Here is a 22,090-nt window from a genome sequence, read left to right on the forward strand (position 1 = left end):
CTCCCCGTTATGGGAGTACAATGACAGTGATACTTTGCTGTCTGGCAAAATTGGAAGGTAGGAATAAGTACAAAGTCGAGCAAAATAAGTATAAAATTAAAATAAAATTTTAGTCAATTTACTGCTGTTTTCTATGGGAATTGGCAGGGTGGGCTGGAATGAACGGTTATGTCAGCATCGCAAGCAAGATTTCTATCTATCTGAAAAATATAAAAAATTGACAGAAAAATGCGCCAGGAAGATTGTGGCGTGTTGTCCCGAAAGAACGCATCACTATCCCACGAGTTTAGGCGGACGTTGATGGCGATGGACCCCAAAAAGGGATTTATCGCCAAAAAACCGCAGGAAATACTCGAATTACTCCAAAAATGCATGGGTTTTGGTGAATGATGGATGAACGGGATTGGGATCTAGCATCAGGCCGAAAAATACACAGAGGTTTTCGCCTTGGCTGGATGAGCGAGATGACACGGGAGATTTGGAAGGTAACAGAGGGCCGAGGACGGAATCCTCTGCGCATGCTCGAAACTGCCAGGGCGAAGCGAATCCCGATTTCGCGAAAGACAGCCGATATAAAGCGGCAGTCTGGCTCAATATAAACCGGACGGGTCCTACAGAAACTCTGTCAGGGCCTCGCGGGATTGCAGGGTGGTGAACTCGATGGCAACGCCTTCAAGGAAGTGGCGCACGACGCGGCCACGCATGCTGCCCAGGCGTACCGCAGTGCCAAGCGGTGGGCGAATATCGATATCGATCGCCGCACCTGAAAGGGACAGGTCCATGATCCGGCAGTTGTATTTGCGACCGTCATCAAAGACGAGTTCGGTGCGCGGCTGCTTTGGTGTCAATCGGTCATGGCGGCGGTCTTCCGGCAGGCCCAGTTCGTGCTTGTTGGCAATCCATGTCAATTGAGCCGCAAGCTTTTCACGTTTGCGCTCCGTTGCCACGATGCTGATGACAAAGCCATCATCTGTGGTCTTGATCACGGTGCCTTCGATGCGGCCGATATGGTCGATATAGGCAATGATCCTTTCGCCCGGCATGGGGCGGGCCGCGCAGATCACCCGGACATCGCCCGGCGACATATCCACCGTCAGGCAGACATATTCATCCTCGCTCGGCACCATCAGCCGGCCTTCAAGACTCACGGAGACGCGCTGAAACGCCCGCTGAACCGGGGGCCGTGCTGAGCCGCTATTGGGAGCCTGATGATAGGAATGCATGCCACGATTCTTCAACGCTTTGAGTCGCCAGAAATATTAGGCGCTATGCGTTAACAGAGTGTTTTGCTCTTCACCGATCTGTCCACAGATCTTCAGGGACTCAAGCCAAAGATAGACCAGAGAAAAATGGACCCGGTCTTCCCGAAAAACAAATGAAAACAAAGAAAGCGATAACCTGCCAGGGTCAGGTTGAACCAGACAGGCTATCGGCTTTTGGGTATTATTCTTCGATGCGCAGGGAGATGGTTTTCTTGCCGTAAACCGGCTTGACCTTATGGCCTTCAACCTCGATAGCGCCAAACTTTCCAGCAATCCTGGCGGCGGTGATCAGCTTGATGGTCTGTCCGGCTTTCCATTGACCCTCAGGTTTGACCACCAGTTTTCCACCGTCAATAAACAGTGTCTTGCTGACGACAAGGCTTGGGGCTTTCGTGGATTTGCTGGATGTGATGTCCAATGTCGCATCGTTGCGCAGCGTCAGTGTGCCGGTCACGGTCAGAGGCGCGGAGGCAATGTCCACCGTGCCGCCAGCAAGATAAACGTCGCCCTTGCCCAAGGCGGTTGATGATTGCGCAACTAGGCGACCGTCCTCGATCACCGTGCCGCCGGTCCAACTGTTCTTGGCAGACAGTGTCAGCGTGCCGCTGCCCTGCTTGGTCAGCTTGCCTTTGCCGGAAATCGGGTTTTTCCAGGTGTCGTCGGCGTTAAAGCCGCCTTTGGTGGCGTCCATCACAAGGGTAACATCGCCGTCGAAGGCGCCGTACCCATCGGCAGCACGGAACAGGTCGAGGCGGCCCCAGCCTTCGGGATCACTGATGATTGGATAGCCGGACGCCAGTTCCGTGGTTTTCAAAACGACCCGGCGCTGGTCGGCGCTTAGATAGGGTAGGCGGGTTTCCAGCAGCACTTCGGCACCCTTGGGCACGCTGGGCGCCAAGGATGGATCGCCGATCTGCTTGTAGCCATAGGTCAGGCGTGGTTCGAAAAATTGCTTGTTCCACGCGTAATCGGCATAGGCATCCGTCGATTTCGGCAGGGCATGGGCCGCTGCCAGCAGCGCCTGGCCGTCTTTCGCACCGGTTTGCTTCATCAGCCAGGTCTGGCTCTGCTGATAGGCTTCGCTGCGCAGCGGCGTATAATCCGGGCGGTTGAGATTATAGGCGACGATGGCGGTGGCCAACACCCGCCCACCCAGCACGTCGAAGGTCTGGTGCATGCCAGCGCGAATGCGGTTTTCGCCGAGCATGGCGGCGCGGATCAGCATTTCCTGGTAACGCTGCGGCACCAGATAGGCCATCACCAGTGCATCGCGCCAGCCTTCGGCGGTATGGCCGGAGGGGAAGCCGCCGTCGGAGGCCGGTTTGTCGCTCTTGGCCAATTCCAGTTGCGGTACGATCCGCACCTTGTCGCTGGCGCGGTAGGGACGGGCATATTTGTAATAGCGCTTGGCAGGCTCGGTCGAGCCATCGGCGCTTCCCGCCTCGATCAGGTCGACAGCCTTGCCGAGATCGGTATTGTCCTTGGAGCCGACACCGCGATTATTGCCCTTGTCATCATATTTGACGCTGGTCGCGTCAGCGGGCATGCCGGTGATCGTCGTTGTCTGCCGCACGCCCTGACGCCAGGCGTCGGCGAGGGGGCCAAGGCCATCGGTAATGCTGACATTCTTGCCGCGCCGGTCGTCCAGATAGGCGGCCAGATCGCGTTCCGGCGTATGTTCGCCAGTGACCTTGATGGAATATGCAATATTCTGTTCATGCAATTGCGGGAGCTTCTTGACCCCATCGGTCGGGCTGCCGGGAATGCCGCTCCAGTCCGATTTGGCAATCGCCGGGCAACCATCCTTGGCCGCGGCCTCCTGATCGGCATCGACGAAGGGCGTGCGAGGCGTCCAAAGATCCAGGAAACCGGAGAGAACCCGCACACCGGCATTGGTTTGTGGTGTCGCATGGCAGGCGTCGCCGCGCTGGTTGGTTGCGCCGGTATCCACATAGGCCATGACGCCTGCCGGTGGAGGCGCGCTATCGGCATGGCCGACACCGGCTGGAACAGGGGGCAGGGTGAGGCCATCGGCGAAGGCTGGCGTCAGCGCTGTTGCAAGGGAAAGGACAGCCGCGAATGCGGCGATTGAAGAGAGTTTTTTCATGGATGGCCTTTCTCTTGGGGCTCTGGAAACCCTGCGATAACGAGAGCTTGCCGCTGATCTGCTGCGTTTTCCGGGCTTTCGCAGCGGCGGATGTTATTCGTCAGGTTGGTAGATTAATAGCTGTGAAATTCCCATGTCAATCTTGGGCGTAGTGGAATGAAACCGTCTTGCTGGCGATTGCTTAAGGTCTGTGTGCAACAGTTTTCTGACAGCGGCGATCTCCTGCATTTCCTTTTGCCGATCTCTCGCTATATGCTGATGCTCACGGATCACAAGGAATAGAGATGCATGGACGACAGGCCGAAGGGGCAATGGGACCGCGAGCCTGAAGATGGGGACGATCCGCTGGACGAGGGCCTCGGCCCGGAGACTGGTGGACGCGAACCGGTGTTCAATATGCCGGGCGGTATTCTTCTGGCGCTGCTGCTGCTGGTGATAATCTATGCCCTGACCGGCTGGATTCTGTCTGATGAAATCTCCAATTGGATCATGGTGGAATTCGGCTTCTCGCCGGTGCGCTATGTCTATGATTTTTCCAACCAGGATCTGGCATGGCTGTGGACACCGTTCACCTATTCGTTGCTGCATGGCAGTATCGAGCATCTCGGCTTCAACGGCCTATGGCTCGCTGCCTTCGGCACGCCGGTCTGGCGCCGCATAGGCGCAGTGCGTTTCTGGCTGTTCTGGCTGGCGACGTCAGCCGCTGGCGCTGTTGCGCATGTCTGCCTGAACTGGGGCGATGCAAGCCTGTTGATTGGCGCTTCCGGCGTCATTTCCGGCCTGATGGGAGCTGCCTGCCGGTTTGCCTTCGGCCCCGGACGCTCCGGACTGCGGCTGCGCGAACAGGATGCCTTTCCACCCCGGTTGAGCGTGTTGGCCAGCCTGTCTGAGCGCACCGTCCTTGTCTTCATTATCATGTTCCTGGCCGGCAACGTGATCATCGCATTCGGGATTCCGCTGGTTGGTGATCCGGGCGCGGCCATCGCGTGGGATGCGCATCTGGGTGGTTTCGCCCTAGGTTTTCTGGGGTTTGCGCTGTTTGACCGCCGCCCAATCGGGCAAAAAATGGCAGACGATTAAAAAAAGCTGTGTCGATGCATCCAATTGGTTGCGTTCTCTAGCAAATACAGGCAGCATTCCTGATCAGGGGGTGTCGATCCAGGAGGAGGAGAGGCACCCAATCCTGCATGCCCGGAGATTTGCCAGGAGGAGGCGCATATGTCTGTGACAGTAAGGAATATTCTCAGCGAAAAAGGTCGTGATGTCATTACGGTCGGTCCGACGGTCAGTTTGGCCGAGGCCGCCAAGGTCCTGCATCACAACAAGATCGGTGCGGTGGTGGTTGTCGGCATGGAAAGCCGGATCGTCGGGATTTTCACCGAGCGCGATCTGGCGTCAGCCATCGGCAAAGGTGGGGTTGAGGCTCTGTCCTTGCCGGTATCCAAAGCCATGACCGCCAACGTGTTTCGCTGTAGCGAAGAGACCACCGTCAACCAATTGATGGAAATGATGAGCAGCAAACGCTTCCGTCACGTACCGGTGGAAGACGGCGGCAAGCTGATTGGCATCGTCTCGATCGGTGACGTGGTCAAGCAACGCATCCGTGAGGTGGAACTGGAGGCCGAGCATATCAAGGCCTATATCGCCGGATAAGGCCGGTGTCGTGCCTGGTTTTGGGCGCGGACATTCCGCGATAAATCGCCAGTTCTCTGCGTGAATATTGGGTCTGCCTGGTTTGTCCGGGCAGGCTTTTTTATGTGAGGGGAGAGAATGCCACCACAGCTTTGGACCGAAAACCGGTTTCCATACTTCGGTCCGATGCTTTATCGCATCACAGCTTCCTGCATCCGGCGGATTTCAGCGATACGGGCGATGGTTTCTTCATAGCCGCGTGCAATGCATTCACCAGCGCGGTGGAATTCCGACAGGCCAATATCGTTGACACGCGGATGAAGCGCCAGATCGGGCGGATCGCCTGCCAACCGGGCGCGGGAAATCCGGTCCTGGATAATGTTGAAGGATTGCACCATCACGCCGGTCAGCCCCAGCCGATTCGGCTGTTTTACCGCGCCGGTATCCGGGCCGATCGGGCCGACCTTGTGCTTGACCACGGCGGAGCGACCATAAAGATCGTAGTGGAGGTTAACCGCCACCACCAGCGGCTGCTCATAGGAGCGGCAGACCGATACCGGCACGGGATTGACCAGCGCGCCGTCGACCAGCGTCCGGTTGTTGCAACGCACCGGCTCGAAAATACCAGGCAATGCGTAGGACGCGCGAAGCGCAGTGACCAGATTGCCGCCATCGATCCAGACTTCGTGGCCGCTCGTCAGTTCGGAGGCAACCGCGACAAAGGGCTGCGGCAGATCTTCGATGGTCAGGCCTTCCAGATGTTCCTGCATGCGTTTCGTCAGGCGCATGCCGCCCAACAGGCCGCCGCCGCCAATGGTCAGGTCGAGAAGGGCGGCGATGCGCCGCACGGTCAGGGATCTCGCAAATTGCTCAAGTTCGTCCAGCTTTCCCGCCAGATAGCAGCCGCCAACCAGCGCGCCGATAGACGTGCCAGCCACCATGCCGACTTCGATGCCAGCCTCATCCAGGGCACGCAAGACTCCGATATGCGACCAGCCACGGGCAGCGCCACCACCAAGGGCAAGCGCAATTTTAGGCTTGACGACCGGCGGCGGCAATTCGGCGACAGTGCTTCCCCCCGATGGGTTTCCTGGCTTTGCGGCTCGACCGGCCCCTTGACCTCTTAAATTCCAGTTCAGCATTTCCAGAACACCCTTTCGACCGAACAGTCCCCAACTGCATTGCCTGAAGCCGCCGTTGGCTAAGGCCAGAAACTATGCAGTGGTGCATCACGTCCGATGCACGGCGCTGCCATATACAGCAATACTTTGCACGTCTGCCGCGTAATTCCTCAAATCGAGCCCGATCCAAGGAGAGAATTATGCGGCAAATTCAAAGTGCTACAACATAGTGCGTTTGATATGGCGCATTATGCTGTGGCGACGTCGTAACGCCCACCCGCATTTTCATGTCCACCAACTCTGTTTTGAGAGCATGCAGCAGATTTACTCTGCCTTCAAATGCGGTATTTCCGGGGTAGTCTGCGCCGCCTTGTTTACCAAAGCGTTTCTGTAAAGACTTTTTGATGTTTAAAATAGCAAATGTCTATTTTTGGTCCTTGCCGGCGTAAACCTGCGCAGGATCGAAATGTCTGTGATCGTCGGTAATCACCATTTTCGCCTCGCCATCGGCAAGCTGAACGGAGCGGTAAAAACAGGATCTGCGGCCGGTATGACAGGTGGCATCATGACCGGCCACCTCGACCTTTAGCCATATGGCATCCTGATCACAATCGACGCGAATTTCCTTGACGCTCTGCATATTGCCGGAGCTTTCTCCCTTTTTCCAAAGGCTCTTGCGCGAGCGGCTGTAATAATGGGCAAGGCCGGTTTTGATGGTCAGTGCCAGGGCCTCGGCATTCATATGGGCAACCATCAGCAGTTCGCCATCGCGGTTATCGGTCACAACGGCGGTCAGCAGGCCATGCGCGTCGAATTTCGGCGTCAATACGCCAGCGCCTTCCAGAAGGGTCTTGTCCGTCGAAGGGGCTGCAAAGCTGATCATTCCGTCGATCCAATATAAAGGCAAAAAATAACGCACCGCAGCAATGCGGTACGTTATTATATTCCATCAAAACTACAAGGCCGCAAGCGCTGAGGCGATCAGCGGTTTTGCACCATGGTCATGAACCGTACCTGCTGAGCGACATCGGTCTTGAACTCACCGGTAAAGGTGGTGGTCAGTGTCGTGGATCCAGATTTCTGAATGCCGCGCATTGCCATGCACATATGCTCTGCATCGACCATGACGGCAACGCCGCGTGGCTGAAGATACTGAACGAGCGAATCGGCAATCTGCGCCGTCATGGTTTCCTGGGTTTGCAGGCGGCGGGCGAAAAGATCGACGACGCGGGCGATTTTCGACAGACCCAGCACCCGGCCATTCGGCAGATAGGCAACGTGTGCCTTGCCGATCACTGGCAGCATGTGATGCTCGCAATGAGAGAAAAACGGGATATCACGCACCAGAACGATGTCGTTATAGCCGCCAACCTCTTCGAATGTCGTGCCGAGGACGTCCTCGACATTGACATTATAGCCACCAAACAGTTCGCCATAGGCTTTGGCCACACGCTTTGGTGTGTCGAGCAAGCCTTCCCGGCTTGGATCGTCGCCAGCCCAGCGCAGCAATGTGCGCACAGCGTTTTCGGCTTCCTCGCGGCTGGGGCGGGACATTTCAGGCGACATTTTTTTCACTGTGGCATCCATGCCATTACTCTCCCGGTCACTCATACTGGCAGAAGCCCTTTTCGACGATCCAGGCTTTAATTGCGTAATTCGAGCCATAATGGCAAGTCCAATCCTCGTGGGCGTGTTTCAAACTTTTCGCCTTGATGTTTCTACACCGACATACGATGTGATATATAGAGAACTCGCACAGTCACGACATACGCCAAAACGCGACACAGTGTTGCGCAAAAATGGATAATCCAACAGGTCGGGTTTTGCGTATGGACAGGCTTTTGGAGCAAAGTTTGGCGATGGATGATATTTACAATAGCAAGATTCTTGAATTTGCCGGCAATATCATCCGCGTCGGCGCATTGAGCAATGCCGATGCCGTGGCTGAAAAGCACTCCCGCTTGTGTGGTTCACGTCTGAAAGCGTTTGTAACCGTCGACCGCGATAAAGTCACTGATTTTTCGCAGGAATTGCGCGCATGCGCACTTGGACAAGCCTCCGCATCGATCATGGCGCGCCATGTGGTGGGCGCCAGCTTTACGGAGATTCGCAAGGCCCGGGCCGATATGCTTGATATGTTGAAGGAAGGCGGCGAGGGGCCGCAAGGCCGGTTTGAGGACATGCGCTACCTGATGCCCGTCAAGGATTACAAGGCCCGTCACGCCTCGACTATGCTGATTCTGGAGGCGCTTTGCGACTGTCTCGACCAGGTCGAGGCCCGCCAATCGGCATTGGCTGGCTAGGATTATCTCGCCGATGTGCCAGCACTGCGAAAACCTCGACGACGATGAGGACAAAATGCCGCGCTACAGGGGCCGGAATTATCAGGGACCCTTTCGCAAGACACCGGACAGGCTGTTGGGCATGGGGCTGATCCGGCTTTACCAGCTGACGCTCTCCAGCGTGGTTGGCAGTCATTGCCGCCATTCCCCGACTTGTTCGGAATATGGCTATGAGGCCATCGCCCGCCATGGATTATGGAGTGGCGGCTGGCTCACCCTGTTTCGGGTCGGGCGCTGTGGCCCGGGTGGCACCTGGGGCGTGGACGATGTTCCGCACACCCTTGGTGGCCGCTTTCGTCCCTGGCAGATCTGGTCGCTTTGGCGGGTTGGACGCAAACGGCGGTTACGGCAGGTTTCATGACAGTACCGGAAGAATATCGTCAGGCATCTCGTGATTTCGAGGCCATTCTGGTTGAGGTGCGGGATCAAGCCATGCTGGGCACGACGCACCGGGCCTATACGACATTGGAGGCCGTACTCCTTGTCTTTCGCCGTCGTCTGACTGTGGCGCAAGGGCTGGCCTTTGCGGATCTACTGTCTGTTGGTGCAAGGGCGCTGTTCGTCAGCCATTGGGATTGTCATCAACCCGTTTTGCCCTTCAACTCGCCCCAGGAGATGATGGCGGAAGTCATGGCGCTTCGCCACAATCACAATCTCTCGACGCCTGATGCGATCAAGGACGTAGTCACGGTTTTGCGCCGTCACGTGGATGAAGCTGGCCTTAAGGCTTTTCTGCAAAGCGTTTCCCCTGAGGCGCTCAGGTTTTGGCGCTTCGATATCCATGCGGAATAAGCTTTACTGAAAAGACGAATTTCAGTATTCAGCCGCTTCAATCCCGGCCGTTTTGTGCCGGTACTTTTTACCACCCGCATTGGTTGGCGGGACTGGATAGGAGCCTTTAAAACATGTCTGACACCGTTTCCCTTACATTTCCCGATGGTTCCGTGCGCAGCTTTGCGGCTGGCGCGACCGGTCGTGATGTTGCCGAGTCGATTTCCAAGTCGCTGGCCAAGAAGGCCGTGGCCATTGCGCTCGATGGCGTTGTGCGCGACCTCGCCGACCCGGTCATTGACGGTAAGATCGAAATCGTCACCCGCACCGATTCACGGGCGCTGGAGTTGATCCGTCACGATACGGCCCATGTTCTCGCCGAAGCGGTGCAGGAATTGTGGCCCGATACGCAGGTGACGATCGGGCCGGTGATCGAAAACGGTTTCTATTACGATTTTGCCCGAAAAGAGCCTTTCACGCTGGATGATCTGCCGAAGATCGAAAAGAAGATGAAAGAAGTCATCCAGCGCAATCAGCCCTTCCGCAAGGAAGTCTGGTCGCGTGAAAAGGCGCGCGAAGTGTTTGCTGCCAAGGGTGAGTCCTACAAAGTCGAGCTGATCGATGCCATTCCTGAAGATCAGGACATCAAGATCTATTATCAGGGCGACTGGTTCGATCCTTGCCGTGGTCCGCATATGGCCTCCACCGGCCAGATCGGCACGGCCTTCAAGCTGATGAAGGTGGCCGGTGCCTATTGGCGCGGTGACAGCAACAATCCGATGCTGACGCGCATCTACGGGACGGCCTTTGCCGAGCAGGAACAGCTCGACAATTATCTGCATATCCTGGCCGAAGCCGAAAAGCGCGATCACCGCAAGCTAGGCCGCGAAATGGATCTGTTCCATTTCCAGGAAGAAGGCCCGGGCGTGGTGTTCTGGCATGGCAAGGGCTGGAAAATGTTCCAGTCGCTGACCGCCTATATGCGCCGCCGGTTGGCCAATACCTATCAGGAAGTCAACGCGCCGCAAGTGCTGGATAAATCGCTCTGGGAAACCTCCGGTCACTGGGGCTGGTATCAGGAAAACATGTTTGCGGTGAAATCCGCCCATGCCTTTACCAATCCGAACGACCCGGAGGCCGACCAGCGCGTGTTTGCGTTGAAGCCCATGAACTGCCCCGGTCATGTGCAGATTTTCAAGCATGGATTGAAGTCCTACCGTGAACTCCCGGTCCGTCTTGCGGAATTCGGTCTCGTGCATCGCTATGAAGCATCGGGCGCATTGCATGGGTTGATGCGTGTGCGTGGCTTCACGCAGGATGACGCGCATGTGTTCTGCACGGAAGAGCAGATGGCGGCGGAATGCCTGCGGATCAACGATCTGATCCTGTCGGTCTATGAGGATTTCGGCTTCAAGGAAGTGGTGGTCAAGCTCTCGACCCGCCCGGAAAAGCGCGTTGGCTCCGACGAGCTTTGGGATCGCGCCGAAAGCGTGATGACCGAAGTGTTGAAGGCCATCGAAGAGCAGTCCGGTGGGCGCATCAAGACCGGCATTTTGCCGGGCGAGGGCGCGTTCTATGGTCCGAAATTCGAATATACGCTGAAGGACGCGATTGGCCGCGAATGGCAATGCGGAACGACGCAGGTGGACTTCAATCTGCCGGAACGCTTCGGTGCCTTCTATATCGACCAGCATTCGGAAAAGACCCAGCCGGTGATGATCCATCGCGCCATTTGCGGCTCGATGGAGCGGTTTCTTGGCATTCTGATCGAGAATTTTGCCGGTCACATGCCGCTGTGGTTTGCGCCCTTGCAGGTGGTAGTGGCGACCATTACCTCCGAGGCTGACGACTATGGCCGCGACGTGGCTGAACAGCTGCGCGATGCCGGTCTCGAAGTGGAAACCGATTTCCGCAACGAGAAGATTAACTACAAGGTTCGTGAGCACTCGGTCGGCAAAGTGCCGGTCATCATCGTCTGCGGTAAGCGCGAGGCGGAAGAGCGCACGGTCAATATCCGCCGGCTCGGCAGCCAGGATCAGGTGTCGATGACGCTGGATGATGCCATCGCCAGCCTGGTCGATGAGGCGACGCCGCCGGATGTAAAGCGCAAGCGGGCAGCCAGGAAGCTGGCTTAAGGGTTTTCCAAAGCAAGGGGCGGGTGTTTCCGCCCCTTGGTAATCCCGTCAATGACTGGGCGTATATGGCAAAGATGAATGCTGGATATTGATTTTCAGATGGCCATCTGCAGTTTTGATAAAGCCCATTGTGTAATCGGCTTTGGTCACTGAGCCGTCCTTGGCGGTAAAGTAGTAATTGCCCATGGAGATTGCTGTTTTGCAGTCGTAGATGATGGCGTGGTTTTCAAACCGCACATTCGTATAGGGCGTCAGCGCAAATCCGTGGTCTTCCGCCAGCCTTCCGGTGACGAAATAAGATAGCGCGTCTTCCGGCGTATCGCGAAACTCAACCACGGAAGCCTTGGTCGGCTTGAACAGGACGGTTCCTTCCTGATAGCCATAGGTGTCGGCTATGAATTGTTGTGCCGTCGTTCTTGCGTCTTCAGCGGCGCCAATTTCGACCAATCCTTTGCCCCATCTCTCCTCTGCCTGTAGGACATCGGTTTCACTGATAGCGGCTGGGCAGTTTTCAGCCCGACTTGGACCTGATGCGATTAAAACCGATGCCACTACAAAAGTTAAAAATATAAATTTCTCTATCATATAATAATCCAATATTTGTACTGTGGAATTACATCAATAAGGATCTGGTATTTTGTTCTCGGATAATAGATGGGAAAAATGCCGAGCTTTGACTCTCAAAAAAACGCTTTTAGATAGTCTGATCATGAGTTTGTTGCTTGCCGATTTTCCGAGACAAAACCAACTGCTGGGTCAAGAATTTGATATTCAAACGTCAATCAATTGAAAAGAAAGAGAATTTTCTATAAGCCTTTCTTACGACAGCGTCACCGTCATTAATTCCACGCAGGACCATCACCTTGCTCAATGCCATCGCCCATGCCGAACTGCTTGCCGTCTTGACGGCTGTGACCGGGGACGAACCTCGGGTCATGACGGTGCGCGGTGGCGATGCCCTGCCGTCCGGTCCGTTCGAGCTTGGCCATCGCAGCCTGCAAGGTGGCTTGCGGGAATGGATCGAGGATCAGACCGGGCATCCGGTCGGCTATCTGGAACAGCTCTACACCTTTGCTGACCGTGATCGTGACACGGATATAGGCGGTGGGCGGACGATTTCGATCAGCTATCTGGGGCTGGTCCGCGAGCAGGCAGCACCTGGTGCCGGACGGCCCGGCTGGCATGGGTGGTACGAATATTTCCCCTGGGAAGACCGCCGCAGCGGCCCACCGGAGAGTTTGGCCCGCATTGTCGATGCTCTTCAGGCGTGGGCGGTGGCCGATACCAGTCGGCGTGAGCATCGCCAGCGCAGGCTCGATTTTTCGTTCGGGCTGAACGGCATGGATTGGAACGAGGATCTGGTCTTGCAGCGCTATGAGCTGATGTATGAGGCCGGTCTGGTGCAGGAGGCCGGTGCTGTGGAAGTCTCGGGCCGTGTGATGGTTGGCGATCATCGCCGCATTCTGGCGACCGGCATTGCGCGCCTGCGCGCCAAGATCAAATATCGCCCTGTCGTGTTCGAGTTGATGCCGGAAAGCTTTACGCTTTCCCAACTGCAACGCTGTGTCGAGGCGTTGGCTGGCCTCACGCTTCACAAGCCGAATTTCCGCCGTCAGATCGATCAGCAAGAGCTGATCGAGGAGACCGGCGACATGGCAAGCGAGACGGGTGGACGCCCGGCAAAACTTTTCCGCTATCGTCACGCTGTGTTGGAAGCCCGCGCCTTGTCCGGCTCGAAACTGCCGCTATCTAGGTCATAAACCACTGATATTAAAAGATTTAATGAGATTCAATCTTCCGTGTGGATGTGCATCAGGGGTAGTTTTGTCGTTTTCATAAAAACAATTGTCGCGCGATTGACATAAACTCCTATCGAGAATAACTCTTGGATTGAGGATATACTCAAAATGAGTAGAAAAGGGAAAGCCGATGAATACCGCCCCTTCACTGTCAACGCTCTATGACCGGGTCTCCCGGGTTATCCCGAGAGCCGAGTGGATGTCTTTCGAAGATGACATCGCAGCGATCCTGGAGCTGAAGAAGCGCCGCAATGCCGTTATCCTTGCTCACAACTATCAGACGCCGGAGATTTTCCATGGCGTTGCCGACATTGTTGGCGATAGTCTGGCCCTGGCTCGCAAGGCCATGGAGGTTGATGCGGATGTTATCGTGCTGGCGGGCGTGCATTTCATGGCCGAGACCGCCAAGCTTCTCAACCCGACAAAAACCGTGTTGATTCCGGATATGGCAGCGGGCTGTTCGCTGGCTGATTCGATCACGCCTGAGGATATTGCCCTGTTGCGTGCCGCCCATCCCGGCGTGCCTGTGATCACCTATGTCAATACATCTGCGGCGGTGAAGGCGGCCTCCGATATCTGCTGCACCTCCGGCAATGCCAAGGCGGTGGTCGAAAGCCTCGGCGTGCCGAAAGTGCTGATGATCCCGGACGAATATCTGGCTCGTAACGTGGCGCGCGAAACCAATGTCGAAATCATCGCCTGGCATGGCCATTGCGAAGTCCACGAACTGTTCACCGCAGGCGATATTGCCGAGTTGCGCGAGGCCAATCCCGGTGTCGTCGTGCTCGCCCATCCCGAATGTCCGCCGGATGTGGTTGCGGCGGCGGATTTCGCCGGATCGACGGCGGTGATGTCGGACTATGTCGCCAATCACAAACCGGCCCGTGTGGTGCTGCTGACGGAATGCTCGATGAGCGACAATGTCGCCGTCCATCATCCCGATGTGGATTTCGTGCGGCCCTGCAATCTCTGCCCGCATATGAAGCGGATCACGCTTGCCAATATCCGTCAGGCACTGGAGGAAAATCGACAGGAAGTGACCGTCGACCCCGCCATTGCCGATGCGGCGCGCCGGGCGGTGGAAAGGATGCTGGCGGTATGAGCACGCTGGATACTACAGAAGATCGGATCGTCGTGATCGGCAGCGGATTGGCCGGGCTGGTAACAGCGCTCTGCCTTGCGCCGCATCCTGTCACCATCGTCACCCGCGCCGCTCTGGGTGCGGAAACCTCCAGCGCCTGGGCGCAAGGCGGCATTGCCGCCAGCATGGGGGGTGATGACAGCGCGGCGCTGCATGCGGCGGATACGCTTGCGGCAGGCGATGGGCTTTGCGATCCTGATATCGTTGAGATGATCACATCGGCTGCCCCTGCGGCGATTGCTATGCTGGAACGGTTCGGCGTCCGCTTTGACCGGAATGCCGATGGGGAGTTGGCGCTTGGTTTGGAAGCCGCCCATGGCCGTCGTCGCATCGTCCATGCCGGGGGAGACGGGTCCGGCGCGGAAATCATGAAGAGTCTTGTGGCTGCGGTGTTGGCCACGCCATCGATTTCGGTGATGAGCGGACTTCAGGTGCGCCGCCTGCTTGTCGATGCAGGCGGGATCAACGGATTGCTCTGCGCCTCGGCCACTGGACCGGTGCAGATTGCCGCTTCTCGGGTGGTGCTGGCCACTGGCGGCCTTGGCGGTCTCTACGATGCCACGACCAATCCCTCCGGCAATTACGGGCAGGGCATCATGCTCGCCGCCCGTGCCGGTGCGGTTCTGTCGGATATGGAATTCGTGCAATTTCACCCGACAGCGCTGGATGTTCCCCTTTATCCGCAGCCGCTGGTCAGCGAAGCCGTGCGCGGCGAAGGCGCTGTGCTGGTCAATGAGCGCGGCGAACGGTTCATGGCCTCTACCCCTGGGGCCGAACTTGCACCTCGTGACGTGGTGGCGCGGGCGATCAGCGCAGAGCGGGCCAGGGGGGGCACGGTTGCCCTCGATGCCCGAAAGGCACTTGGCACCGATTTTCCCCACCGGTTTCCGGCCATCGACGCGCTTTGCCGGGCGGCTGGCATCGATCCGTCATCGCAACCAATACCGGTGCGCCCCGCCGCGCATTATCATATGGGCGGTGTGGAGACCGATTGTTTTGGTAGAACCTCTGTTGCCGGTCTCTGGGCGGCAGGCGAGGCGGCCTGCACCGGTCTGCATGGCGCGAACCGTCTGGCCAGCAATTCGCTGCTGGAAACGGCGGTGATGGGTATGCGGGTCGCAGAGGATGTCGCGGGCGTGGCACACCGTCATGCTGCACCTTCCGGTCCGCAAACCTTGCCGCCTGCCGATGATATCACACCGGTCCGGGCAATCGTCTCGGCCCGGCTTGGCGTCTTGCGCGATGAGCGCGGCTTGCAGGCGGCAATAGCGGATCTTCTGCCACTCGTTGAAGCAGGCGGTCCAGCCAGCGATCCGGCTGTGGTGGCGCTGCTGGTCGCCGTGTTTGCCCATGCGCGGTGCCATTGCGCGGGCGCTCATGCCAGGACCGATTTCCCCCAATCCTGTCCAGACCCTTTGCGCCAGCGGATGACGCTAGATGACGCCCTTTCCCTTGCAAACGACACCGTTTCCCCTGCCTTGCAGCCCTATGCCCGGAGCGCCTGACATGTTTTCTCATTCCCTGCCGCGCGTCATCGTTGAGCCGCTGGTGCGCAATGCCCTCTCGGAGGATCTGGGACTGGCCGGTGATATTACCTCCATGGCGGTCATCCCGGCGGACCACCGTTCGACGGTGCAGATCGCCAGCCGCCGGGACGGAGTGATTGCCGGGCTCGATGCCAGTGCCATCGCCTTCGAACTGGTCGATCCCGGTCTTGTCATGACCTGCCATGTCAGCGACGGTACGGCGGTCAAGGCGGGCGATATTCTGGCAACAATTTCCGGCTCCTCCCGCAGCCTTTTGACCGGCGAGCGGGTGGCCCTGAATTTCCTCGGTCATCTCTCCGGCATTGCCACGGTGACAAGCCAGATTGTCACTGCTGTTTCCGGCACCAAAGCGGCTGTCGCCTGTACCCGCAAAACCACGCCGGGCCTGCGGGCTCTGGAGAAATATGCGGTGCGGATGGGTGGCGGCATGAACCATCGCTTTGCGCTCTACGATGCGGTGCTGATCAAGGACAATCACATCGCCATTGCCGGCAGCGTCACCCAAGCCATCCGGCGGGCGCGGGAGGGCGTCGGGCATATGGTCAAGATCGAGGTGGAAGTCGATACGCTGGCGCAATTGTATGATGCGATGGAAATCGGCGTCGATGCCGTGCTACTTGATAATATGACGCCGGAGCAATTGGGCCAGGCAGTGGAAATCGTCGCAGGCCGGGCGATTACCGAGGCATCCGGCGGCATCACCCCGCAAACGGCAAGGGCGGTGGCGCAAAGCGGCGTCGATCTCTTGTCGGTCGGCTGGATCACCCATAGCGCGCCGGTGCTGGATATCGGCTTGGATTTTGTCGAGGCCGAGTGAGGACACTCAGTTGGTGTCGTATCCGGCCTGCTGCTGAACATTCTGCTGGCTGTCTTTCAGCAGCAATTCGACATCGGCGTTTACCCCGGCTTTGACCTGAAATTCCTTCTGGTAGATCCGGTCCTTGTTGCGGGCAATAGCAGTATAATTGCCCTCAGACAGAACCAGAACCGGATAGGCGCTGACGCTTTCCGCCACGGCATCGCCGGAGGAGGTCAGGATCGACCAGGCGGTATCGGCAATCGCTTCGCCACCCGGTTCCGAGACCAGCTTGAAATTCATCTGGGCTGCGCGGTGCTGGAGCGTCGCCTCGGTGATCTTTCCGGCTTCGACCTTGATATCGGCGCGCACCAGCGCATTGACTTCGCCATATTGCGAGACGACGTGATAGGTGCCGGAATTGAGGCTGACGAGTGTGTTGGGCTCGATATTGTCCATGATCAGGCCGCGATCATTGTCCTCGGGACCATCGCCTGCGTAGATTTTGAATTTCAGTTTGGTGGGCTTGATCCGGGTGTCTGGGCCGGAAACGGCATTCAAGACCATGCCGCCAGCATCCAGCACCATGACCTGCTTTTGCACTTCGCCGTCGGTAGGCACATCGAGCTTGCGGGTAACGCCCGCCCGACCAAAGGACACATTGACGAAATAATCCCCAGGCGCCAATTGCAGTTCCGCCGAGCCGCCCTGGCTGCTGGCGACCATTGGCAATTTGCCGTCGCTGCCGGCAATCGGGCTATACACCCGCCATTCCAGGCCTTGCTGCAAGGGCTGGCCGTCATTGTCGAGCTTTGCTTCAAACCGGATAAGCTTGGAATGGGACTGAGGGGCAGGGGCAATCGGCGTGGAAAACGCACTCAGCTTCGGCATTTTCACCGTGCTGTCCAATTGCTTGAACGATTTGAATGCATCCTCGGCCATGCCGGGTCCGGCGCTTGCCACCAGCAGCGAGGCCGCGAGGATCAGGGGAAGACGGCAGGAAAAAGATATCATATGAATGCCCGACCGATTCAACCGCGATGATTGGCGTGTTGATCGGCTGGTACTACAATCCGAGCGCCAAGGCAAATTCAAGGCTTGCAATTTCCTGAATTTTCTACTCCAGTTTTTTAGTATTCGGGCTCTGAATTCCGACGCTTTCGCAGGGCGGGCTTTCACGACCTCTGATCTGACTTTCTTCAAGGCTCCGCCGATCTTCAAGGAAAAGACGTTAACATGTACGAACATATCACCCTTCTCGATTATTTGGCCACCCGTCGTTCCGTTCCGGCTTTTCAGATGTGCGAGCCCGGTCCCTCCAGACTAGAACTTGAATCTATCCTAAAGCTTTCGGTGCGCGTGCCCGACCACGGCAAGATCGCCCCCTGGCGCTTCATCGTCTATCGCGGCGACAAGCGGGTTGAAATCGGCGAGGCGCTGCTGGCCATGGCATTGGAGAAAAAGCCGGAGCTGGATGAGGAGATGATCAAGGTCGAGCGCGCTCGCTTCACCCGCGCCCCTGTGGTGATCGGCGTGATCAGCACGGCGGGACCGCATCCCAAGGTGCCGGAATGGGAACAGGTCATGTCGGCGGGTGCGGTTTGCCTCAATCTGTTGATGGCGGCCAACGCCCATGGCTATGTAGCCAATTGGCTTTCCGAATGGTTTGCCTTCGATGAAAAGGCGTTTCCCTTGCTGGGCATCAAGCCGGGCGAGAAGGTAGCTGGCTTTATTCACATGGGGTCTACGACATTTCCGATTGTCGAGCGCCCGCGCCCGAGCATAGATGACGTGGTGAGCTGGATGGGAGACACGGATTGATGTTTTACGAAACCAAGACCAATGCCCATGGCATGGCGCACGACCCGTTCAAGGCCGTGGTCTCGCCACGTCCTATCGGCTGGATCGGATCGAAGGGCCGGGACGGATCGTTCAACCTGGCGCCCTATTCGTTTTTCAACGCCATTTCCGACAAGCCGAAAATGGTGATGTTTTCCTCCTCCGGGCGCAAGGACAGCCTTCGCAATGTGGAGGAAACCGGCTGCTTCACGGCCAACTTCGTCAGCAGCGACTTAGGCGAGGCCATGAACCGGTCTTCGGCACCGGCAGCTTATGGCACCAGCGAATTCGAGCTTGCCGGGCTGACCCCCGTCATGGCCCGGCTGGTGGACGCGCCTTATGTGGACGAAGCCTATGCCGTGCTGGAATGCAAGGTTACCGAAGTGATTTCGCCAAAGACGCTGTCGGGTGAACCCAGTGAGAATTTCGTGGTGTTCGGTGAAGTCGTCGGCATTCATCTGGCTGACAGTGCCATGCGCGATGGCCGGTTCGATGTAACGCTGGTGCAACCCCTGTCACGGCTGGGCTATCTGGACTATGCGGCCGTGACCGAAGTGTTCCAGATGGTACGACCGTCAAAGGCCTGATTTTCCCGGCAAGGCGGCGCGGATCGCTGCCACCGCCTTGCCACCATCGCCGATCAGCGCGCTAAAGCCGCGCTTGACCAGACCGGCTGCGGCGTCAGTATCTTCGGGGCTGCATGGGCGAACGAAGGCAGGCAGATTGGCGCTGGCGGCGGCCAGTTGCACGAGACTGCGGCAGGTTTCCAGCACCGGCTGTGCGTGGCGCGGTGTCTCGGCCTTGATATTGGTGACGACCGCTTTTTCATCCAGGCCAAGGCCGAGCAACCTTGCCGAACTGGCGGCGATATCGGATGCCTGAAAAAAGCCGGAAGGGTCGCCGCCGAGAAGGGCAATGAATGGTGTGCTGCCATCGGCAAGCCCGGCTCTCGCTTCCTCGACCCGCAAGAGCGCATCCAGCCGCTGGCTATCGGCGGCCGTTGCGATATCCGTCAGCATCAACCCATCCGGCTCCAGCGCCATCAGCCGGGCGAGAAGAGTGGCGAAGTCATCATGGTCCAGCCGGGCGGAAAGATGAAACAGCACGGGCAGGGTGGGTGAGGGGTTTTTTTGTCGCCAGCTGGCATATACTGCGGCTGGATCGGTGCTGCCAAAAACCAGTGCGTCCGGGGAGGCTGGCGACGACTCTTGTTTTGTCTCGATCAGCAATAGCGCCTGGCAAGGTTTCTCCTTGAAGAAAAGCAAACGCTGATCCTTCCGATCTTCATGGTTAATCGACATGGTGAACCAATCTTAAACTTTTCTCGCATACCATAATGGCAATGGGTCGGGTTTAGTTTTGATTGGGGTTGTCAGTGCTTGTAAAGGCTTTCTTTCGCTGGTCTGAAACCGCAAAGGCGTGCGACCGGGCGAAGGCCGCCAATGCGCTGGGCCGGGCCTATCTGCATTCCCCGATGACCGAAGACGACCGGCGCTCCACCTACGTCGCCATGACCTATCTTCTGGACGATCCCTCACCCAAAGTGCGGCTGGCGCTGGCCGAGGCGCTGGCCTGTTCGGCTGAGGCGCCGCGCGCCATCCTGATCTCCTTATGTGAAGACCAGCCGGAGATCGCCTCTCGGGTCATTCTCTGCTCGCCCGTGCTGCAAGACCGTGACCTGGTTGATCTGGCCGGTCGAGGCAGCGGCATGACGCGGGCCTTCATTGCCGCGCGTCCACAGCTTTCCTCTGCCGTTGCCGCCGCCCTTAGCGAGATTGGCGACCTGCCGGAATGTCTGGTTCTGCTCGATAATCCCACCGCCGCCATTTCACCTTTCAGCCTACTGCGACTGGCTGAGCGCCACGGCACCCATGACGCGGTGAGGGGTGTCTTGCTGGAGCGGCTGGACTTGCCGGGTCGGGCGAGGCACCTGCTGGTTTCACAAGCCAGTCAGGCGCTTGCGGCCTCCGGCCTACTGCGATTTTCCCTTGGGGAAAGCAAGCTCACTCGGCTGAACCGCGAAATCGGCGTCAGCGCAGCCGCAGTGATTGCCGGTGAAGTCAGCTTTGATGAAATTCCCGATCTGGTCGAGCAGATGCGCATCAATGGCCAATTGACGCCCGCCTTGCTGATCGAACTTCTGTGCCGAGGCAAGGTGGATTTCTTCGCCAGCGCCATCGAATCGCTGAGTGGTTTGCAGGAGCGCCGGGTGCGCTCGATTCTGGCAACGGGCCGCATGCATGCTGTGCGGGCGCTGCTTCTTTCAGCCGGTCTTGACCACACAATCGCACCGCTGTTCGTTGAAGCCGTGCTGCTTTGGCGTCATGCTGTGCAGACGGCGACCCATGGTGAGATCGGCAGTATTTGCCAGCCGCTTCTTGCCAAGGGCAGCAAGCTGGCGTCGAGCGAAGCAGCGCGGCAATTGTTGGATCTGGTGGAAACCATGCTTCACCAGGACGAGCGCCGACAGGCCCGCCAATATGCCGCACATCTTGTGGTCGATGCAGCCTGATCTCTTCTGGGATGTGGTCGTTCCGGTTTATTTGGTCAGTTTTTTCGCAGCCCAAGCATAGGTATCGGTGACCACATGCACCGGGGTGGTGAATACCATCTTGATATCCTCCTTGCCGGGCAGAACCTGTTTTACACTGTTGATGGCACGATCAGCCAGAGACCGCTTTTCAGCTTCAGGTACCGGATCGGTTGGTGTTGCTGGGACCGCTGTCACGGTTGTCTGTGGAGGTGTCACCGTCTGCTGCTGGCAAAAGGCAACGACGCTGGGGAAATTCACATTGGAATATTGGCCCAGCACATTTTCCGTATCGCGATTGCACAATTCCACCGAAACCCAGCGCTGCTCGGCGGTGGCGATATACTGGCATTGGCTGACGCTGTCATTGCATCCCAGAATGGTCATGATCACGAGTGAGGCTTGCATCGGCTCGTCCTTCCAGTCAGTAAAGTTATCAGTAACGCAACAAGATTGGCGCAACCAAGACCAATCGGCCCTCGAACAGAAAATTATAACGCATAATCTGTTTTGTCCGGTCGGAGGTCTCTCAGGATCGATAGATGTCCGTGAACAATCCTCTTTTGGCAATCACCATTGAGCCGCCCCGCCAGCCCGACGTGATCCGGTTGCTGGATCTCTCCGATGCTTATATGGCTGCTCTCTATCCAGCGGAAAGCAACCATCTTCTCGACGTGTCATCCCTGGAAAAGCCTGATGTCCATTTTTTCGTGGCGCGCCATGAAGGGCAGGTGGTGGGCTGTGCCGCAATTGTCGAGGCTGGCGATGGCACGGCGGAGATCAAGCGGATGTTTGTCGACCCGCAATCAAGAGGCCTGTCCCTCGGCAAAAAGCTAATGACGGCGCTGGAAGACCAGGCAAAAAAGCTTGGCCTTGAAGCATTGCGCCTTGAGACGGGCATCAGCCAGCCGGAAGCGATTGGTCTTTACCGAAAGGCCGGTTTTGAGGAAATCCCGCCATTCGGCTCATACCGTCCCGATCCGCTCAGCCTGTTCATGGAAAAACGCCTGGAAAATCCATCAGCTTGAATAGCCGAGCCCAAAATCTGTTTGGTTTCAGCCGTTCCTG

23 protein-coding genes are annotated in these 22,090 nt (G+C 57.5%); 14 read left to right on the forward strand and 9 right to left on the reverse strand.

The genetic code is table 11. The features are described from left to right. Window positions 1-611 precede the first annotated feature (611 nt). Window positions 612-1,223, reverse strand: a complete 612-nt coding sequence (locus FS819_RS07010) for a PilZ domain-containing protein (protein WP_156547774.1) — start codon at window positions 1,221-1,223, stop codon at window positions 612-614. A 220-nt stretch (window positions 1,224-1,443) separates the two neighbouring features. After that, window positions 1,444-3,369: an acid phosphatase gene (locus FS819_RS07015; RefSeq protein ID WP_156547773.1), complete on the reverse strand. Its 1,926-nt coding sequence runs from the start codon at window positions 3,367-3,369 to the stop codon at window positions 1,444-1,446. A gap of 288 nt (window positions 3,370-3,657) precedes the next feature. On the opposite strand from FS819_RS07015, the gene FS819_RS07020 reads away from it, so the two are divergent. Further along, window positions 3,658-4,449, forward strand: coding sequence for a rhomboid family intramembrane serine protease (locus FS819_RS07020; protein ID WP_197434057.1), 792 nt, complete (start codon window positions 3,658-3,660; stop codon window positions 4,447-4,449). Between the two features lie 138 nt (window positions 4,450-4,587). Then, the gene (locus tag FS819_RS07025) at window positions 4,588-5,022 is read left to right on the forward strand and encodes a CBS domain-containing protein (protein ID WP_070164678.1); all 435 of its coding nucleotides are present in this window, start codon (window positions 4,588-4,590) and stop codon (window positions 5,020-5,022) included. A gap of 170 nt (window positions 5,023-5,192) precedes the next feature. On the opposite strand, the gene FS819_RS07030 is transcribed toward FS819_RS07025, so the two are convergent. The 3 genes from FS819_RS07030 to folE all read right to left on the reverse strand — a co-directional run bounded on the left by FS819_RS07030 (window position 5,193) and on the right by folE (window position 7,709). Continuing rightward, window positions 5,193-6,143: a patatin-like phospholipase family protein gene (locus tag FS819_RS07030; RefSeq protein WP_156547772.1), complete on the reverse strand. Its 951-nt coding sequence runs from the start codon at window positions 6,141-6,143 to the stop codon at window positions 5,193-5,195. Between the two features lie 403 nt (window positions 6,144-6,546). Continuing rightward, complete coding sequence (gene hisI / locus FS819_RS07035; protein WP_156547771.1) at window positions 6,547-7,005, reverse strand: phosphoribosyl-AMP cyclohydrolase; 459 nt, start codon at window positions 7,003-7,005, stop codon at window positions 6,547-6,549. Window positions 7,006-7,103: 98 nt separating this feature from the next. After that, a complete protein-coding gene (gene folE / locus FS819_RS07040; protein ID WP_156547770.1) occupies window positions 7,104-7,709 on the reverse strand; it encodes a GTP cyclohydrolase I FolE in 606 nt (201 codons plus the stop codon). 272 nt (window positions 7,710-7,981) lie between these two features. Here folE and FS819_RS07045 point away from each other — a divergent pair, with 272 nt between their 5' ends. From FS819_RS07045 to thrS, 4 genes are all read left to right on the forward strand, one after another. Beyond that, entirely contained in the window at window positions 7,982-8,425 is a 444-nt protein-coding gene (locus FS819_RS07045) for an iron-sulfur cluster assembly scaffold protein (protein ID WP_156547769.1), read from the forward strand. A 13-nt stretch (window positions 8,426-8,438) separates the two neighbouring features. Next, on the forward strand, window positions 8,439-8,825 hold the full coding sequence (gene yidD, locus FS819_RS07050; protein ID WP_070164682.1) for a membrane protein insertion efficiency factor YidD: 387 nt from the start codon (window positions 8,439-8,441) through the stop codon (window positions 8,823-8,825). After that, the gene (locus FS819_RS07055) at window positions 8,822-9,256 is read left to right on the forward strand and encodes a DUF2267 domain-containing protein (protein WP_156547768.1); all 435 of its coding nucleotides are present in this window, start codon (window positions 8,822-8,824) and stop codon (window positions 9,254-9,256) included. Before yidD ends, FS819_RS07055 begins: the two co-directional genes overlap by 4 nt. Before the next feature lie 113 nt (window positions 9,257-9,369). Further along, window positions 9,370-11,370 carry a threonine--tRNA ligase gene (gene thrS / locus FS819_RS07060; protein WP_156547767.1) on the forward strand — a complete coding sequence of 667 codons (2,001 nt, stop codon included), beginning with the start codon at window positions 9,370-9,372 and terminating at the stop codon, window positions 11,368-11,370. Between the two features lie 48 nt (window positions 11,371-11,418). Here the strand turns inward: thrS and FS819_RS07065 are convergent, their stop codons facing one another. Continuing rightward, complete coding sequence (locus tag FS819_RS07065; RefSeq protein ID WP_156547766.1) at window positions 11,419-11,955, reverse strand: metal-independent carbonic anhydrase family protein; 537 nt, start codon at window positions 11,953-11,955, stop codon at window positions 11,419-11,421. Window positions 11,956-12,233: 278 nt separating this feature from the next. Between FS819_RS07065 and FS819_RS07070 the strand changes: the two genes are divergently transcribed. The 4 genes from FS819_RS07070 to nadC all read left to right on the forward strand — a co-directional run bounded on the left by FS819_RS07070 (window position 12,234) and on the right by nadC (window position 16,674). Then, window positions 12,234-13,130 carry an NUDIX hydrolase gene (locus FS819_RS07070; RefSeq protein ID WP_156547765.1) on the forward strand — a complete coding sequence of 299 codons (897 nt, stop codon included), beginning with the start codon at window positions 12,234-12,236 and terminating at the stop codon, window positions 13,128-13,130. A gap of 169 nt (window positions 13,131-13,299) precedes the next feature. Beyond that, on the forward strand, window positions 13,300-14,271 hold the full coding sequence (gene nadA, locus FS819_RS07075) for a quinolinate synthase NadA (protein ID WP_070164686.1): 972 nt from the start codon (window positions 13,300-13,302) through the stop codon (window positions 14,269-14,271). Continuing rightward, on the forward strand, window positions 14,268-15,815 hold the full coding sequence (locus tag FS819_RS07080) for an L-aspartate oxidase (RefSeq protein WP_156547764.1): 1,548 nt from the start codon (window positions 14,268-14,270) through the stop codon (window positions 15,813-15,815). The genes nadA and FS819_RS07080 overlap by 4 nt, the downstream gene beginning before the upstream one ends. A gap of 1 nt (window position 15,816) precedes the next feature. Next, on the forward strand, window positions 15,817-16,674 hold the full coding sequence (gene nadC, locus FS819_RS07085; protein ID WP_156547763.1) for a carboxylating nicotinate-nucleotide diphosphorylase: 858 nt from the start codon (window positions 15,817-15,819) through the stop codon (window positions 16,672-16,674). A 6-nt stretch (window positions 16,675-16,680) separates the two neighbouring features. On the opposite strand, the gene FS819_RS07090 is transcribed toward nadC, so the two are convergent. Then, on the reverse strand, window positions 16,681-17,667 hold the full coding sequence (locus FS819_RS07090) for an RgsD C-terminal domain-containing protein (RefSeq protein WP_156547762.1): 987 nt from the start codon (window positions 17,665-17,667) through the stop codon (window positions 16,681-16,683). 222 nt (window positions 17,668-17,889) lie between these two features. Between FS819_RS07090 and FS819_RS07095 the strand changes: the two genes are divergently transcribed. Further along, window positions 17,890-18,474 (forward strand): nitroreductase family protein, encoded by a 585-nt coding sequence (locus FS819_RS07095; RefSeq protein WP_070164689.1) that lies wholly within the window; start codon window positions 17,890-17,892, stop codon window positions 18,472-18,474. Further along, a complete protein-coding gene (locus FS819_RS07100; RefSeq protein WP_070150796.1) occupies window positions 18,474-19,079 on the forward strand; it encodes a flavin reductase family protein in 606 nt (201 codons plus the stop codon). Before FS819_RS07095 ends, FS819_RS07100 begins: the two co-directional genes overlap by 1 nt. Here FS819_RS07100 and FS819_RS07105 read toward each other — a convergent pair. Continuing rightward, entirely contained in the window at window positions 19,068-19,793 is a 726-nt protein-coding gene (locus tag FS819_RS07105; protein WP_156547761.1) for an aldolase/citrate lyase/malate synthase family protein, read from the reverse strand. The genes FS819_RS07100 and FS819_RS07105 overlap by 12 nt on opposite strands. Window positions 19,794-19,867: 74 nt before the next feature. Here FS819_RS07105 and FS819_RS07110 point away from each other — a divergent pair, with 74 nt between their 5' ends. After that, window positions 19,868-21,004 (forward strand): DUF2336 domain-containing protein, encoded by a 1,137-nt coding sequence (locus FS819_RS07110; RefSeq protein ID WP_234624408.1) that lies wholly within the window; start codon window positions 19,868-19,870, stop codon window positions 21,002-21,004. Window positions 21,005-21,031: 27 nt separating this feature from the next. Here the strand turns inward: FS819_RS07110 and FS819_RS07115 are convergent, their stop codons facing one another. Then, entirely contained in the window at window positions 21,032-21,430 is a 399-nt protein-coding gene (locus tag FS819_RS07115; protein WP_156547759.1) for a hypothetical protein, read from the reverse strand. 134 nt (window positions 21,431-21,564) lie between these two features. Here FS819_RS07115 and FS819_RS07120 point away from each other — a divergent pair, with 134 nt between their 5' ends. Continuing rightward, entirely contained in the window at window positions 21,565-22,050 is a 486-nt protein-coding gene (locus tag FS819_RS07120; protein WP_156547758.1) for a GNAT family N-acetyltransferase, read from the forward strand. The last annotated feature ends 40 nt before the right edge of the window (window positions 22,051-22,090 follow it).

The organism is Allorhizobium sp. Av2 (genome assembly GCF_021462805.2).
Taxonomy (GTDB): Bacteria; Pseudomonadota; Alphaproteobacteria; order Rhizobiales; family Rhizobiaceae; genus Allorhizobium; species Allorhizobium vitis_G.

Coding starts and splice junctions, on each gene's coding strand:
- FS819_RS07010 (WP_156547774.1), bottom strand. CDS start 1,223: ATGCATTCCTATCATCAGGCTCCCAATAGCGGCTCAGCACGGCCCCCG.
- FS819_RS07015 (WP_156547773.1), bottom strand. CDS start 3,369: ATGAAAAAACTCTCTTCAATCGCCGCATTCGCGGCTGTCCTTTCCCTT.
- FS819_RS07020 (WP_197434057.1), top strand. CDS start 3,658: ATGGACGACAGGCCGAAGGGGCAATGGGACCGCGAGCCTGAAGATGGG.
- FS819_RS07025 (WP_070164678.1), top strand. CDS start 4,588: ATGTCTGTGACAGTAAGGAATATTCTCAGCGAAAAAGGTCGTGATGTC.
- FS819_RS07030 (WP_156547772.1), bottom strand. CDS start 6,143: ATGCTGAACTGGAATTTAAGAGGTCAAGGGGCCGGTCGAGCCGCAAAG.
- hisI (WP_156547771.1), bottom strand. CDS start 7,005: ATGATCAGCTTTGCAGCCCCTTCGACGGACAAGACCCTTCTGGAAGGC.
- folE (WP_156547770.1), bottom strand. CDS start 7,709: ATGGATGCCACAGTGAAAAAAATGTCGCCTGAAATGTCCCGCCCCAGC.
- FS819_RS07045 (WP_156547769.1), top strand. CDS start 7,982: ATGGATGATATTTACAATAGCAAGATTCTTGAATTTGCCGGCAATATC.
- yidD (WP_070164682.1), top strand. CDS start 8,439: ATGTGCCAGCACTGCGAAAACCTCGACGACGATGAGGACAAAATGCCG.
- FS819_RS07055 (WP_156547768.1), top strand. CDS start 8,822: ATGACAGTACCGGAAGAATATCGTCAGGCATCTCGTGATTTCGAGGCC.
- thrS (WP_156547767.1), top strand. CDS start 9,370: ATGTCTGACACCGTTTCCCTTACATTTCCCGATGGTTCCGTGCGCAGC.
- FS819_RS07065 (WP_156547766.1), bottom strand. CDS start 11,955: ATGATAGAGAAATTTATATTTTTAACTTTTGTAGTGGCATCGGTTTTA.
- nadA (WP_070164686.1), top strand. CDS start 13,300: ATGAATACCGCCCCTTCACTGTCAACGCTCTATGACCGGGTCTCCCGG.
- FS819_RS07080 (WP_156547764.1), top strand. CDS start 14,268: ATGAGCACGCTGGATACTACAGAAGATCGGATCGTCGTGATCGGCAGC.
- nadC (WP_156547763.1), top strand. CDS start 15,817: ATGTTTTCTCATTCCCTGCCGCGCGTCATCGTTGAGCCGCTGGTGCGC.
- FS819_RS07090 (WP_156547762.1), bottom strand. CDS start 17,667: ATGATATCTTTTTCCTGCCGTCTTCCCCTGATCCTCGCGGCCTCGCTG.
- FS819_RS07095 (WP_070164689.1), top strand. CDS start 17,890: ATGTACGAACATATCACCCTTCTCGATTATTTGGCCACCCGTCGTTCC.
- FS819_RS07100 (WP_070150796.1), top strand. CDS start 18,474: ATGTTTTACGAAACCAAGACCAATGCCCATGGCATGGCGCACGACCCG.
- FS819_RS07105 (WP_156547761.1), bottom strand. CDS start 19,793: ATGTCGATTAACCATGAAGATCGGAAGGATCAGCGTTTGCTTTTCTTC.
- FS819_RS07115 (WP_156547759.1), bottom strand. CDS start 21,430: ATGCAAGCCTCACTCGTGATCATGACCATTCTGGGATGCAATGACAGC.
- FS819_RS07120 (WP_156547758.1), top strand. CDS start 21,565: ATGTCCGTGAACAATCCTCTTTTGGCAATCACCATTGAGCCGCCCCGC.